Annotated in this window: 12 protein-coding genes; 7 read left to right on the top strand and 5 right to left on the bottom strand. The window is 67.3% G+C overall.

Annotation, left to right across the window (positions count from 1 at the left end):
* Window positions 1-2: 2 nt before the first annotated feature.
* Window positions 3-1,313: an MFS transporter gene (locus KF796_15270; protein MBX3587998.1), complete on the top strand. Its 1,311-nt coding sequence runs from the start codon at window positions 3-5 to the stop codon at window positions 1,311-1,313.
* On the opposite strand, the gene murI is transcribed toward KF796_15270, so the two are convergent.
* A complete protein-coding gene (gene murI / locus KF796_15265) occupies window positions 1,310-2,095 on the bottom strand; it encodes a glutamate racemase (protein ID MBX3587997.1) in 786 nt (261 codons plus the stop codon). The genes KF796_15270 and murI overlap by 4 nt on opposite strands.
* A 21-nt stretch (window positions 2,096-2,116) precedes the next feature.
* Window positions 2,117-3,682, bottom strand: a complete 1,566-nt coding sequence (locus tag KF796_15260; GenBank protein MBX3587996.1) for a fumarate hydratase — start codon at window positions 3,680-3,682, stop codon at window positions 2,117-2,119.
* Between the two features lie 119 nt (window positions 3,683-3,801).
* Between KF796_15260 and fumC the strand changes: the two genes are divergently transcribed.
* Both fumC and nhaA read left to right on the top strand, forming a co-directional pair.
* The gene (gene fumC, locus KF796_15255) at window positions 3,802-5,199 is read left to right on the top strand and encodes a class II fumarate hydratase (protein MBX3587995.1); all 1,398 of its coding nucleotides are present in this window, start codon (window positions 3,802-3,804) and stop codon (window positions 5,197-5,199) included.
* Window positions 5,200-5,211: 12 nt separating this feature from the next.
* Entirely contained in the window at window positions 5,212-6,390 is a 1,179-nt protein-coding gene (gene nhaA / locus KF796_15250) for a Na+/H+ antiporter NhaA (GenBank protein MBX3587994.1), read from the top strand.
* Between the two features lie 25 nt (window positions 6,391-6,415).
* Here nhaA and KF796_15245 read toward each other — a convergent pair whose 3' ends face one another.
* Window positions 6,416-7,015: a YqhA family protein gene (locus KF796_15245; GenBank protein ID MBX3587993.1), complete on the bottom strand. Its 600-nt coding sequence runs from the start codon at window positions 7,013-7,015 to the stop codon at window positions 6,416-6,418.
* 158 nt (window positions 7,016-7,173) lie between these two features.
* Between KF796_15245 and acs the strand changes: the two genes are divergently transcribed.
* On the top strand, window positions 7,174-9,159 hold the full coding sequence (gene acs / locus KF796_15240) for an acetate--CoA ligase (protein ID MBX3587992.1): 1,986 nt from the start codon (window positions 7,174-7,176) through the stop codon (window positions 9,157-9,159).
* Window positions 9,160-9,301: 142 nt separating this feature from the next.
* Here the strand turns inward: acs and KF796_15235 are convergent, their stop codons facing one another.
* Window positions 9,302-9,607, bottom strand: a complete 306-nt coding sequence (locus KF796_15235) for a c-type cytochrome (GenBank protein ID MBX3587991.1) — start codon at window positions 9,605-9,607, stop codon at window positions 9,302-9,304.
* 115 nt (window positions 9,608-9,722) lie between these two features.
* Between KF796_15235 and KF796_15230 the strand changes: the two genes are divergently transcribed.
* On the top strand, window positions 9,723-9,965 hold the full coding sequence (locus KF796_15230; protein MBX3587990.1) for a TIGR04438 family Trp-rich protein: 243 nt from the start codon (window positions 9,723-9,725) through the stop codon (window positions 9,963-9,965).
* Between the two features lie 78 nt (window positions 9,966-10,043).
* Here the strand turns inward: KF796_15230 and ilvD are convergent, their stop codons facing one another.
* Window positions 10,044-11,738 (bottom strand): dihydroxy-acid dehydratase, encoded by a 1,695-nt coding sequence (gene ilvD / locus KF796_15225; GenBank protein ID MBX3587989.1) that lies wholly within the window; start codon window positions 11,736-11,738, stop codon window positions 10,044-10,046.
* A 100-nt stretch (window positions 11,739-11,838) separates the two neighbouring features.
* Here ilvD and KF796_15220 point away from each other — a divergent pair, with 100 nt between their 5' ends.
* Entirely contained in the window at window positions 11,839-12,759 is a 921-nt protein-coding gene (locus KF796_15220) for a LysR family transcriptional regulator (protein MBX3587988.1), read from the top strand.
* The gene (gene lgt / locus KF796_15215; protein MBX3587987.1) at window positions 12,753-13,571 is read left to right on the top strand and encodes a prolipoprotein diacylglyceryl transferase; all 819 of its coding nucleotides are present in this window, start codon (window positions 12,753-12,755) and stop codon (window positions 13,569-13,571) included. Before KF796_15220 ends, lgt begins: the two co-directional genes overlap by 7 nt.
* Window positions 13,572-13,598: the final 27 nt, after the last annotated feature.

The following is a 13,598-nucleotide window of genomic DNA, read 5'->3' as shown; positions in this document are numbered from 1 at the left end:
GCATGGCCCTTTTTTCACAGGATGCCCTCAACCCCGGCGTGCGAAGGCGCGAGGTGTTTGGCTGGGCCATGTACGACTTTGCCAACTCGGGCTACACCACCGTGGTCATCACGGCGGTCTTTGCGGCCTACTTCGTGGGCGGCATCGCGCGGGGGGCCGACTGGGCCACCTTTGCCTGGACGGCCGCGCTCAGCATCTCGTCAGCCATCATCATGCTCACCATGCCCAGCATCGGCGCCTATGCCGACTTGCGGGCCGCCAAGAAGCGCCTGCTGGTGCTGGTCACCGCGGGCTGCGTGCTGTCCACGGCGGCCCTGGCCTGGGCCGGGCCGGGCAGCGTGGCGCTGGCCATGGTGCTGGTCATCGTGTCCAACACCTTCTACGGTTATGGCGAGTCGTTGACGGCGGCCTTCCTGCCCGAGCTTGCCAGGCCCCAGGGCATGGGCAAGGTCAGCGGCTGGGGCTGGAGCTTTGGCTACTTTGGCGGCATGCTGGCGCTGGGCCTGTGCCTGGGCTATGTGATCTGGGCGCAGGGGCAGGGCATCAAGGCCGACAGCTTCGTGCCGGTGACCCTGCTGATCACGGCCGTGATTTACGGGGCCGCGGCGCTGGTCACCTTCAGGCTGCTGGGCGAGCGCGCCGTGCCCAACCCTGCCGCCCTGCGCCAGGGCGGCCTGCGGGCCTCGCTGGCCCGGCTGGCGCAGACCTTCCACGAGGCGCGGCGCTACACCGACTTCATGTGGCTGCTGGCCTGTTCGGTGGCCTACCAGGGCGGCGTGGCGGTGGCCATCGCGCTGGCGGCCATTTATGCCGAGCAGGTGATCGGCTTCCAGCAGCAGGAAACCATGGTGCTGATCTTTGTGCTGAACCTGGCCGCCGCGGGCGGTGCATTCGTGTGGGGCTACCTGCAGGACCGCATTGGCCACAAGCTGGCGCTGGGCCTCACGCTGGTGGGCTGGATCGCCACCTGCGTGATCGCGGCCCTCACCACCACCAAGGGCGGCTTCTGGTACGCGGCCAGCATTGCCGGCCTGTGCATGGGCTCCAGCCAGTCGGCCGGGCGTGCCATGGCCGGCATGTTCGCGCCGCATCGGCAGCTGGCCGAGTTCTTCGGGCTGTGGACCTTTGCGGTGCGCCTGGCCAGCATCATCGGCCCCCTGAGCTATGGCGCCATCACCTGGATGACCGGCGGCAACCAGCGCACCGCCATCCTGTCCACGACGCTGCTGTTCATCGTGGGGCTGGTGCTGCTCACCCGGGTCAATGTGCAGCGCGGGCGCGAGGCCGCGCTGGCGGCCGACGAGCGGGCCTAAATCCCCAGCCAGCGCTGCGCCGCCGCCGCCAGGGGCGCGCTGTCGCCGCTGGCCAGCAGGGTCACCTGCCCGCGGTGGCGGCCGGCGGGCTTGAGCAGGCCAGCGGTGGCCAGCACATGGTGCGTGTGCCGCGCCACGGGCTCGCCGGTCTCGATCAGGCGCACTTCGGGCCCCAGCAGTGCGCGCAGCTCGTCTTGCGCGAACGGGTAGTGGGTGCAACCCAGCACCAGCGTGTCGATGCAGCCTGTTTCAGTGCCAAAAAGGCCTGCAGTCCTTGTGTAGCGGGCACATAGCGCTCTTGTTTTGATAGCGTCCGCCTGCTCGATGGCTTCGGCCAGGCCATCGCAGGGCTGCAGCACAAACTCGGCGCGAGCGGCCAGCGAGGCCTGCAGCGCGCGAAAGCGCGCACTGCCCAGCGTGCCGCGCGTGGCCAGCACGCCCACGCGCCCGGTGCGGGTCAGGGCCGCGGCGGGCTTGAGCGCGGGCTCCACGCCCACCATGGGCAGCCCCGGGTGTTCGGCGCGCAGCAGCTCGATGGCGGCGGCCGTGGCGGTGTTGCAGGCCACCACCAGCGCCTTGATGCCGTGCTGCACGCGCAACTGGTGGGCGATGTGCCGCGAGCGCGCGGCCACGAAGGCGTCGCCGCGCTCGCCATAGGGCGCGTGGGCGTTGTCGGCCAGGTAGACAAAGTCCTCGCCGGGCAGGGCGGCCCGCAAGGCCCTGAGCACGCTCAGGCCGCCTACGCCGCTGTCAAACACCCCGATCGGGGCTTGGGGGTTCACACGCTGCGCGCGCCCGGTGGTTCAGGCGGCGGTGACCGCGATGTTCTTGAACTCGCCCGTGGCAATCTTCTTTTGCCATTCGGCCGGGCCGGTGATGTGGGCGCTGGTGCCGCCGGCGTCCACAGCCACGGTCACGGGCATGTCGACCACGTCGAATTCATAGATGGCTTCCATGCCCAGGTCTTCAAAGCCCACCACCTTCGCGGTCTTGATGGCCTTGCTCACCAGGTAGGCGGCGCCGCCCACGGCCATCAGGTAGGCGCTCTGGTGCTTCTTGATGGCCTCGATGGCCACGGGGCCGCGCTCGGCCTTGCCGATCATGGCAATCAGGCCGGTCTCGGCCAGCATCATCTCGGTGAAGCCGTCCATGCGCGTGGAGGTGGTCGGGCCGGCCGGGCCCACGGCCTCGCCCTTGACGGGATCGACCGGACCCACGTAGTAGATGACGCGGTTGGCAAAGCTCACCGGCAGCTTCTCGCCCTTGGCCAGCATGCCCTGGATGCGCTTGTGCGCGGCGTCGCGGCCGGTCAGCATCTTGCCGTTGAGCAGCAGGGTGTCGCCGGGCTTCCAGCTGGCCACCTCGGCCTTGGTGAGGGTGTCGAGGTTGACCTTCTTGCTCTTGTTGTAGTCGGGTGCCCAGTTGACGTTGGGCCACAGGTCCAGGCTGGGCGGGTCGAGGTAGACCGGGCCCGAGCCGTCCATCACGAAATGCGCGTGGCGCGTGGCGGCGCAGTTGGGGATCATGGCAATCGGCTTGCTGGCCGCGTGCGTGGGGTACATCTTGATCTTGACGTCCAGCACCGTGGTCAGGCCGCCCAGGCCCTGCGCGCCGATGCCCAGCGCGTTGACCTTCTCGAACAGTTCCAGGCGCAGCGCCTCGACCTTGTCCAGGGCAGGGCCGCCGGTCTTCGCCGCCTCGGCCTTGGCCTGCAGCTCGTACATGTCCAGGTCGTCCATCAGGCTTTCCTTGGCCATGAGCACGGCCTTCTCGGCCGTGCCGCCAATGCCGATGCCCAGCATGCCCGGCGGGCACCAGCCCGCGCCCATGGTGGGCACGGTCTTGAGCACCCAGTCCACCACGTTGTCGCTGGGGTTGAGCATGTACATCTTGCTCTTGTTCTCGGAGCCGCCGCCCTTGGCCGCCACGGTGATGTCCAGCTTGTCGCCCGGCACCAGTTCGGTGACGATCACCGCGGGCGTGTTGTCCCTGGTGTTCTTGCGGTCGAACTGCGGGTCGGCCACCACGCTGGCGCGCAGCGTGTTGTCGGGGTGGTTGTAGCCGCGCCGCACGCCTTCGTTGATGGCGTCGTCCAGGCTGCCGGTGAATCCTTCAAAGCGCACGTCCATGCCCACCTTGAGGAACACGTTGACGATGCCGGTGTCCTGGCAGATCGGACGGTGGCCGGTCGCGCTCATCTTGCTGTTGGTCAGGATCTGCGCGATCGCGTCCTTGGCCGCCGGGCTCTGCTCGCGCTCGTAGGCGCGCGCCAGGTGGGCAATGTAGTCGGCGGGGTGGTAATAGCTGATGTACTGCAGCGCGGCGGAGATCGATTCAATCAGGTCGGCTGCTTTGATGGTCGTCGTCATGGCGTTTCGTGAGGTGAAGCAAGACCCGTAGCGTGGGCATTGCTTTTATTAAAGGCTATGCTGATGGTGGCTGGGCAAGCCTGCCGCCAGCCCTCCATTTTGACAGGTCGAGCCGCACCATGACTTCCACGCCCCCCACCCGCACCGAACGCGACACCTTTGGCCCCATCGAGGTCCCGGCCGACCGGCTCTGGGGCGCGCAGACCCAGCGCTCGCTGCAGAACTTCGACATTTCGGGCGAGCGCCAGCCGCTGGAAATCATCCGCGCGCTGGCACAGACCAAGCGGGCCTCGGCCGTGGTCAACCATGCGCTGGGCCTGCAGGACGACAAGAAGACCCGGGCCATCGTGGCGGCGGCCGACGAGGTGATTGCCGGGCAGCACGCGGCTGAATTCCCGCTGGTGGTGTGGCAGACCGGCTCGGGCACGCAAACCAACATGAACGTCAACGAGGTGCTGGCCAACCGGGCCAGCGAGCTGCTGGGCGGCGAGCGCGGCGAGGGGCGGCTGGTGCACCCCAACGACGATGTGAACCGCAGCCAGTCGAGCAACGACGTGTTTCCCACGGCCATGCACGTGGCCGCGGTGGACGCGATCACGCACAGGCTGCTGCCTGCCATTGCGAAACTGCGCGCCACGCTGGAAAGGAAATCCGAAGACTTCATGGACATCGTGAAGATCGGCCGCACCCACCTGCAGGACGCGACGCCGCTCACGCTGGGCCAGGAGTTTTCAGGCTATGTGGCGCAGCTGGCCCATGGCGAGGCCCATGTGCGGGCCGCGCTGCCGCACCTGTGCGAGCTGGCGCTGGGCGGCACGGCCGTGGGCACCGGCCTGAACGCGCCCAAGGGATACGCCGAGCAGGTCGCGGCCGAACTGGCGCGGCTGACCGGCCTGCCGCTGGTCACCGCGCCCAGCAAGTTCGAGGCGCTGGCCAGCGTGGACGCCCTGGTGCATGCCCATGGCGCGCTCAAGACGCTGGCGGCCAGCCTCAACAAGATCGCCAACGATGTCCGCTGGCTGGCCAGCGGGCCGCGCAGCGGCATTGGCGAGCTGAGCATCCCCGAGAACGAGCCGGGCTCGTCCATCATGCCGGGCAAGGTCAACCCCACGCAGAGCGAGGCGCTGACCATGCTGTGCGCCCAGGTCATGGGCAACGACGTGGCCATCAACATCGGCGGCATGTCGGGCAATTTCGAGCTCAATGTGTTCCGGCCCATGGTGGCGCACAACTTTCTGCAGAGCGTGCGCCTGCTGGCCGACGGCATGCGCAGCTTCAACGACCACTGCGCAGCGGGCATAGCACCCAACCGCGAGCGCATTGATGAGCTGGTGCAGCGCTCGCTGATGCTGGTCACGGCGCTCAACACCCACATTGGCTACGACAAGGCGGCCTTCATCGCCAAGAAGGCACACAAGGAGGGCAGCAGCCTGCGCGACGCGGCCATCGCCTCGGGCCATGTCACCGCGCAGCAGTTTGACCAGTGGGTGGTGCCCAGGAACATGACCGGAAGATAAAGGACTCGCCCCATGATCAAAACCCTCAGGCAGGCCGCCAACCAGTTCATCCACTCGCAGTCGCTGGGCGGCGTGGTGCTGGCGCTGGCCGCCATCGTGGCGCTGATCGTCAGCAATTCGCCGTGGAGCGCGGCCTACGAGCGGTTTCTGGGCCTGCCGGGCGAGGTGCGTGTGGGCACCGACCTGCTGGTGCTGGCCAAGCCCCTGCTGGTGTGGGTGAACGACCTGTGGATGGCGGTGTTCTTCTTCCTGGTGGGGCTGGAGATCAAGCGCGAAATGATCGAGGGCGACCTGGCCTCGCGCAGCCAGGCGCTGCTGCCCGCCGGTGCGGCCGTGGGCGGCATGATGGTGCCGGCGCTGGTGTACACGGCCATCAACTGGGGCGACGCCGTGGCCTTGCGCGGCTGGGCGATTCCGGCGGCCACCGACATTGCCTTTGCGCTGGGCATCCTGGTGCTGCTGGGCAGCCGCGTGCCGGCTTCGCTCAAGGTGTTCCTGACCGCGGTGGCCATCATTGATGACCTGGGCGCGATCCTGATCATTGCGTTTTTCTACACGGCCGACCTGTCGCCGCTGATGCTGGGGGTGGGGGGCGTGGGCGTGCTGGTGTTGCTGGCGCTGAACCGCCTGCGCGTGATGGCGGTGGGCCCCTACGTGGTGGTGGGCCTGATCATCTGGCTGTGCGTGCTCAAGTCGGGCATCCACGCCACGCTCGCGGGTGTGATCACGGCGCTGGCGATTCCGCTGACCGATGGCAAGGGCGGCTCGCCACTCAAGCGGGCCGAGCACGCGCTGCACCCCTGGGTGGCGTTTGCGGTGCTGCCCATGTTTGCCTTTGTCAACGCCGGGGTCTCGCTGGACGGTGTCTCGTGGCGCACGCTGGGCCAGTCGGTGCCGCTGGGCATTGCGGCGGGCCTGGTGCTGGGCAAGGCCGTGGGGGTGTTCGGCGCGTCGTGGGCGCTGATCCGCTGGGGTGGCGCGAGCCGGCCCGCGGGCGCCGACTGGCGGCAGTTCCTTGGCGTCTGTGTGCTGTGCGGCGTGGGCTTCACCATGAGCCTGTTCATTGGCGCCCTGGCCTTTGAAACGCAGGGCCCGGCCTATGCCACGCAGGTCAAGCTGGGTGTGCTGCTGGGCTCGTTGGTGGCCGGCGCGCTGGGCAGCGCGCTGCTGCTGTGGCGGCCCCGGGCCTGAACAACGCCGCGCCGGTCGGCCCGCTTCAGTGGCGCGGTCCGCTGCCGGACATCAGCTTGTCGGTGTAGGCAATGGCCATGGCCGACAGCAGGAAGGCGATGTGGATGGCCGTCTGCGCGATCAGCACGCGGTCGGTGTAGTTGTCGGCGTTGATGAAGGTCTTGAGCAGGTGGATGGAGCTGATGCCGATGATGGACATCGCCAGCTTCACCTTCAGCACCGAGGCATTCACATGGCTCAGCCATTCGGGCTGGTCGCGGTGGCCTTCCAGGTTCATGCGGCTCACAAAGGTCTCGTAGCCGCCCACGATCACCATGATCAGCAGGTTGGAGATCATCACCACGTCGATCAGCGCGAGCACCACCAGCATGATCACGGTCTCGTTGAGCGTGGTGATGGGCGCGTTGGTCTTGTAGCCGATGCTGGTCACCAGCGCCTGCAGCGCGGTCTGGCTGCCAAAGGCCGCTTCCACCAGGTGCAGCAGTTCCACGAGGAAGTGCACCACGTACACGGCCTGCGCCACGATCAGGCCCAGGTACAGCGGCAGTTGCAGCCAGCGGCTCGCAAAAATCAGGTTGGGCAGCGGGCGCAGCGGAGAGGCCGTTTTGAGAATGGGGTCGGACATGCGGGAGGGGAGGGGTAATATGGCGAGGGGCATTGTAGGGCGCCCGCATGACAGCTCCCGCACGCAAGCGGATTTGTAAGCTTGGCGCCAGTCAGTGGCCTGTAAGTGCAAACACTGACATTACGGCGAAATTCCCGTCAACTTGAGGAGACAAGCTCATGAGTGCCATCGAGTCGGTACTGGTCGAAAACCGAGTGTTCCCGCCCAGCGACGCCATCGTCAAGAGCGCCCGCATTTCGGGCATGGACGCCTACAACGCGCTGTGCGCGGAGGCCGACAAGGACTTTGAGGGCTTCTGGGCCCGCCTGGCGCGCGAGAACCTGGTGTGGAACAAGCCCTTCACGCGCACGCTCGACGAATCGAAGGCCCCGTTCTACCAGTGGTTCGATGATGGCGAGCTCAACGCCTCGGCCAACTGCCTGGACAAGCACATGGGCACGCCGGTCGAGAACAAGACTGCCATCATTTTTGAAGCCGACGACGGCGCCGTCACCAAGGTCAGCTACAAGGAACTGCTGGCCCGCGTGAGCCAGTTCGCCAACGCGCTCAAGGCCCAGGGCATCAAGAAGGGTGACCGCGTCATCATCTACATGCCCATGACGGTGGAAGGCGTGATCGCGATGCAGGCCTGTGCCCGCATCGGCGCCACCCACAGCGTGGTGTTTGGCGGCTTCAGTGCCAAGGCGCTGCAGGAGCGCATCATCGACGCGGGCGCGGTGGCCGTGATCACGGCCAACTTCCAGATGCGCGGCGGCAAGGAACTGCCGCTCAAGGCCATCGTGGACGACGGCATTGCACTGGGCGGCTGCACCACGCTCAAGACCGTGCTGGTCTACATGCGCACGCCCACGGCCTGCAACATGGTGGCCGGGCGCGACATCACCTTCACTGACGCACTCAAGGGCCAGCCCGGCGACTGCCCGGCCCAGCCCGTGGGCGCCGAGCACCCGCTGTTCATCCTCTACACCTCGGGCTCCACCGGCAAGCCCAAGGGCGTGCAGCACTCCACCGGCGGCTACCTGCTGTGGGCCAAGCTCACCATGGACTGGACCTTTGACATCCGCCCCGAGGACGTGTTCTGGTGCACGGCCGACATTGGCTGGATCACGGGCCACACCTATGTGGCCTATGGCCCGCTGGCGGCCGGTGCCACGCAGGTGATTTTTGAAGGCATCCCCACCTACCCGAACGCCGGGCGCTTCTGGCAGATGATCGAGAAGCACAAGGTCTCGGTGTTCTACACCGCGCCCACGGCGATCCGCTCGCTGATCAAGGCCGCCGAGGGCGACGAGAAGGTCCACCCCGACCGGTCCGACCTGTCGAGCCTGCGCATCCTGGGCAGCGTGGGCGAGCCCATCAACCCTGAAGCCTGGATGTGGTACCACCGCCATGTGGGCCGCGAGAAATGCCCGATCGTGGACACCTTCTGGCAGACCGAAACAGGCGGCCACGTGATCACGCCGCTGCCGGGTGCCACGCCGCTGGTGCCGGGTTCGTGCACGCTGCCGCTGCCTGGCATTGCCGCCGCCATCGTGGACGAGGTCGGCAAGGACCTGCCCCATGGCTCGGGTGGCATGCTGGTGATCAAGCGCCCCTGGCCCTCGATGATCCGCACCATCTGGAACGACCCCGAGCGCTTCAAGAAGAGCTATTTCCCCGAGGAAATGGGCGGCACCATCTACCTGGCCGGCGACGGCGCGGTGCGCAGCGCCGACCGCGGCTACTTCCGCATCACGGGCCGCATTGACGACGTGCTCAACGTGTCGGGCCACCGCCTGGGCACCATGGAGATCGAATCGGCCCTGGTGTCCAAGACCGACCTTGTGGCCGAAGCCGCGGTGGTGGGCCGGCCCGACGATGTGACCGGCGAGGCCGTGTGTGCCTTTGTGGTGCTCAAGCGCTCACGGCCCACGGGTGAAGAGGCCAGGCAGATCGCCAACGAACTGCGCAACTGGGTGGCCAAGGAGATCGGCCCCATCGCCAAGCCCAAGGACATCCGCTTTGGCGACAACCTCCCCAAGACCCGCAGCGGCAAGATCATGCGCCGCCTGCTGCGCAGCATCGCCAAGGGCGAGGCGATCACGCAGGACACCAGCACGCTGGAGAATCCGGCCATCCTCGAGCAATTGGCCGAAAAGCTGTGATGCTATAAAACTTGTAGCTGGAAGTGCCCGCCACGCCTGGACTCCAGCCCCATTTGATCAAAAAAGCCCGCATATGCGGGCTTTTTTTGTGGTTGGCCACCGCGGAACCGGCTCTGCCGGGCCGCAGGCCGCTTCGAGGGGGTTATTTCAACGTCAGGACCCAGGCGGCCAGCTTCTTGGCTTCGGCTTCATTCACCTGCGCGTTGGCGGGCATGGGCACCGGGCCCCAGACGCCCGAGCCACCCTTGAGGATCTTGGCGGCGAGCTTGTCCACCGCGCCCTTGTCGCCGGCGTACTTGGCGGCCACGTCCTTGTAGGCGGGGCCCACCAGCTTCTTGTCCACGGCATGGCAGGCCATGCAGTTCTTCGACGTGGCGAGCGCCAGGTCGGCGAAGGCGGGTGCGGCGGCGGTCAAAGTGACAGCAATCGCAATCAGGGCACGTTTCATCTTGATCCTCGTGGGTTGGGTTACAGTCGTTGAACGTTATTGTAGTGATGCCGGTTGACCGCGCTGTAACGCCCGGGTAAACCTCGTGAAGGCCGCGGGCCTTGGAGAATTCGACATGTACTTTCTGGGAATCGGGATTGTGATGCTGGCGCTCAAATACCTGGAGATCGGGCCCGTGGCCACGCTCTCGTGGTGGCTGGTGCTGTCGCCGTTTGCACTGGCGGTGGCGTGGTGGGCCTACGCCGACGCCACGGGCTACACCAAGCGCAAGGCCGTCGAGAAGGAAAACGCCAAGAAGCAGGCCCGCATCGACAAGCAGCGCGAGAACCTGGGCATCGCGAGCAAGAAGCGGCGCTGAGTCAGGCCGCGGTGCATGCACCGCAGGGCCTCCACAAAAAAGCCCCGCCTGGCGGGGCTTTTTGCTGGGTTGTTCGGCTCAGTAGTTGTCCAGCACCGCGCCCTTGCTGGCGCTTGCGGCATTGAACGCAAACTTGGCCTGCACACCGCGGGTGTAGCGCGGGGCCGGCGCGGTCCACGCGGCACGGCGCTTGGCGATCTCGGCCTCGGGCACGTTCAGTTCCAGGATCAGCTTGTGCGCGTCGATGGTGATGGAGTCGCCCTCGTTCACAAACGCAATCGTGCCGCCCGCGGCCGCTTCGGGCGCCACGTGGCCCACCACCATGCCCCAGGTGCCGCCCGAGAAGCGGCCGTCGGTGATCAGGCCCACGCTCTCGCCCAGGCCGGCGCCGATCAGCGCGCCCGTGGGGGCCAGCATCTCGGGCATGCCCGGGCCGCCCTTGGGGCCGAGGTAGCGCAGCACCATCACGTCGCCCGCGACGATCCTGCCGTCCAGAATGGCCTTGAGGGCCGACTGCTCGTCGTCAAACACGCGGGCCGGGCCGGTGATGACCGGGTTCTTGAGCCCGGTGATCTTGGCCACGGCGCCCTCGGGCGACAGGTTGCCCTTGAGGATGGCCAGGTGGCCCTGCGCGTACATGGGCTTGTCGATCGGGCGGATCACGTCCTGGTCGGCGCGCGGGGTGTCGGGCACGTCTTTCAGCACCTCGGCAATGGTCTGGCCGGTGATGGTGAGGCAGTCGCCGTGCAACAGGCCGGCCTTGAGCAAAATCTTCATGACCTGCGGAATGCCGCCGGCCTGGTGCAGGTCCACGGCCAGGTACTTGCCGCTGGGCTTGAGGTCGCACAGCACGGGCGTCTTGACGCGCACGCGCTCGAAGTCGTCAATGGTCCACTCCACGCCGGCCGCATGGGCAATGGCCAGGAAGTGCAGCACCGCGTTGGTCGAGCCGCCGGTGGCCATGATCACCGCCACGGCGTTCTCGATGGCTTTCTTGGTCACGATGTCGCGCGGCTTGATGTCCTTCCTGATGGCCTCGATCAGCACCTTGGCCGACTCCTTGGCCGAGTTGGCCTTCTCGTCGTGCGGGTTGGCCATGGTGGACGAGTAGGGCAGCGAGATGCCCAGGGCCTCGAAGGCGCTGGACATGGTGTTGGCCGTGTACATGCCGCCGCAGGAGCCGGTGCCCGGGATGGCGCGCTTTTCGATCTCCAGCAGGTCCTCGTCGCTCAGGTTGCCCGCGGCGTTCTGGCCCACGGCCTCGAACACGCTCACGATGTTGAGGTCCTGCCCCTTGTAGCGGCCCGGCAGGATGGTGCCGCCGTACACGTAGATGGCCGGCACATTGGCGCGCAGCATGCCCATCAGGCCGCCGGGCATGTTCTTGTCGCAGCCGCCGACCACCAGCACGCCGTCCATCCACTGGCCCTGCACGCAGGTCTCGATGCAGTCGCTGATGACCTCGCGGCTGACCAGGCTGTACTTCATGCCCTCGGTGCCCATGGCCATGCCGTCGGAGATGGTGGGCGTGCCAAACACCTGGGCATTGCCGCCGGCCTCTTCAATGCCGGCAATGGCCGCGTCGGCCAGCTTCTGCAGGCCCGAGTTGCAGGGCGTGATGGTGCTGTGGCCGTTGGCCACGCCGACCATGGGCTTCTTGAAGTCGCCCTGCTCGTAACCCATGGCGTAGTACATCGAGCGGTTGGGCGCGCGCGACTTGCCTTCGGTGATGTTCTTGCTGCGGGGGTTGATGTGGATGGTCTTGGTGTCCATGGCTGTGTCTCTTCGGGTTGACGGAATGTGGCGCAAAGTATGCGCCGGCCGGCTTGGGTGGTCCAATATATTTGTATGGCTCTATTAATATGTGGTGGATATGAGTGACACCCCTGTCGAGTTGCGCCTGTGGCGCCAGTTTGTGGCCGTGGCCGAGGAGCTGCATTTTGGCCGCGCCGCCGCGCGCCTGCACATGACGCAGCCGCCCCTGACCCAGGCCATTGCCGCGCTGGAGGGGCTGCTGCAGGTGCGCCTGTTTGACCGCACCAAGCGCAGCGTGCAGCTCACGCCCGCTGGCGCGGCCCTGCTGCCCGAGGCGCGCGACCTGCTGGCCCGTGCCCAGGCCCTGCCGGCCCATGCGCGCGCCGCGGCGGCGGGCGAGGTCGGGCGGCTGCGGCTGGGCTTTGTGTCCACGGTGGGGTTTGCGCTGCTCCCGCAATGGGTGCGCGGCTTTCGCGAGCAGTACCCCCGGGTGCAGCTGGAGCTGATCGAGGCCACGGGCGACGTGCAGTTGCAGGCCTTGCAGCGCGGCGAGATCGACGCGGGCTTCATGCTGCACTCGCCGGCCTTTGCGCCCGCGGGCCTGCAGCGGCTGCGCGTGGCGCAGGAGCCGCTGGTGCTGGCGCTGTCCGACCCGCACCCGCTTGCCGCGGATGCGGCGCCGGCCCTGGCCCGGGTGCTGGCCGAGCCGCTGGTGATCTTTCCGCGGCGCATCGTGCCTTCGCTGTATGACGCGATCTTTGGCCTGTACCACGCCGCCGGCTGCTCGCCCCAGGTGGCGCAGGAGGCGATCCAGATGCAGACCATCGTGAACCTGGTGTCGGCCGGGCTGGGCGTGGCCTGGGTGCCTGACAGCGTGCGGCAGTTCCAGCGCTCCGGCGTGGCTTACCGCAGCGTGGCGGGCACGCGCGCCCGGCCCGTGCCGGTCTGCGAAACCAGCCTGGTGTGGCCGGCCGGCGCGTCCAGTCCGTCGCTGGCGTGTTTTGTCAAATTTGTGCAGGCACAATACGCCGCATGCTGACCTACACCCCCATCAACCCCGTGGCCCTGCAGCTCGGCCCGGTGGCCATTCACTGGTACGGGCTGACCTACCTGGCCGCGTTCGGCCTGTTCCTGTTCCTGGGCCTCAAGCGCCTGCGGCACGAACCGTTTGCCTCGGTCACGGGCGCCGGTGCCTGGAGCCGCAAGGATGTGGAAGACATGCTGTTCCTGGGCGTGCTGGGCGTGGTGCTGGGCGGCCGGCTGGGTTACTGCCTGTTCTACAAGCCCGGCTACTACCTGTCGCACCCGCTGGACATCCTGGCAGTCTGGCAGGGCGGCATGAGCTTTCATGGCGGGCTGCTGGGCGTGATCCTGTCGCAGTGGTGGTTTGCCCGCTCGCGCAGCAAGCCGTTCCTGCAGGTGATGGACTTCCTGGCGCCCTGCGTGCCCACCGGCCTGGCCGCAGGGCGCGTGGGCAACTTCATCAACGGCGAGCTGTGGGGCCGCTTCTCGGCGCCCGACCTGCCCTGGGGCATGGTGTTTCCGCAAAGCGGCTCCATGCTGCCGCGCCACCCGTCACAGGTCTACCAGTTCCTGCTCGAAGGCCTGCTGCTGTTCGTGCTGCTGTGGCTGTATGCGCGCAAGCCGCGCCCTCAGGGGCAGGTGGCCGCGGCCTTCCTCGTGGGCTATGGCGTCCTGCGCTTTGTGGCGGAGTTCTTCCGCGAGCCCGACAACTTCCTGGGCCTGCTGGCCATGGGCATGAGCATGGGCCAGTGGCTGTGCGTGCCGATGATCCTGGGCGGCGTGGGCCTGTGGGTCTGGGCCGCGCGCCGGCCGACCACGGCGGCCTGAGCCCCCAGAGGTGCGGCGGGTGGGCCA

This window comes from Ramlibacter sp., assembly GCA_019635435.1.
In the GTDB taxonomy this organism is placed as follows: domain Bacteria; phylum Pseudomonadota; class Gammaproteobacteria; order Burkholderiales; family Burkholderiaceae_C; genus JAHBZM01.
This window is presented reverse-complemented; position numbering and strand designations above follow the sequence as displayed.

Excerpts from the sequence above, each read along its gene's own strand:
- fumC (MBX3587995.1), top strand. The coding sequence starts at position 3,802 with ATGACTTCCACGCCCCCCACCCGCACCGAACGCGACACCTTTGGCCCC.
- KF796_15260 (MBX3587996.1), bottom strand. The coding sequence starts at position 3,682 with ATGACGACGACCATCAAAGCAGCCGACCTGATTGAATCGATCTCCGCC.
- nhaA (MBX3587994.1), top strand. The coding sequence starts at position 5,212 with ATGATCAAAACCCTCAGGCAGGCCGCCAACCAGTTCATCCACTCGCAG.
- lgt (MBX3587987.1), top strand. The coding sequence starts at position 12,753 with ATGCTGACCTACACCCCCATCAACCCCGTGGCCCTGCAGCTCGGCCCG.
- KF796_15245 (MBX3587993.1), bottom strand. The coding sequence starts at position 7,015 with ATGTCCGACCCCATTCTCAAAACGGCCTCTCCGCTGCGCCCGCTGCCC.
- KF796_15220 (MBX3587988.1), top strand. The coding sequence starts at position 11,839 with ATGAGTGACACCCCTGTCGAGTTGCGCCTGTGGCGCCAGTTTGTGGCC.
- acs (MBX3587992.1), top strand. The coding sequence starts at position 7,174 with ATGAGTGCCATCGAGTCGGTACTGGTCGAAAACCGAGTGTTCCCGCCC.
- KF796_15230 (MBX3587990.1), top strand. The coding sequence starts at position 9,723 with ATGTACTTTCTGGGAATCGGGATTGTGATGCTGGCGCTCAAATACCTG.
- ilvD (MBX3587989.1), bottom strand. The coding sequence starts at position 11,738 with ATGGACACCAAGACCATCCACATCAACCCCCGCAGCAAGAACATCACC.
- KF796_15270 (MBX3587998.1), top strand. The coding sequence starts at position 3 with ATGGCCCTTTTTTCACAGGATGCCCTCAACCCCGGCGTGCGAAGGCGC.
- KF796_15235 (MBX3587991.1), bottom strand. The coding sequence starts at position 9,607 with ATGAAACGTGCCCTGATTGCGATTGCTGTCACTTTGACCGCCGCCGCA.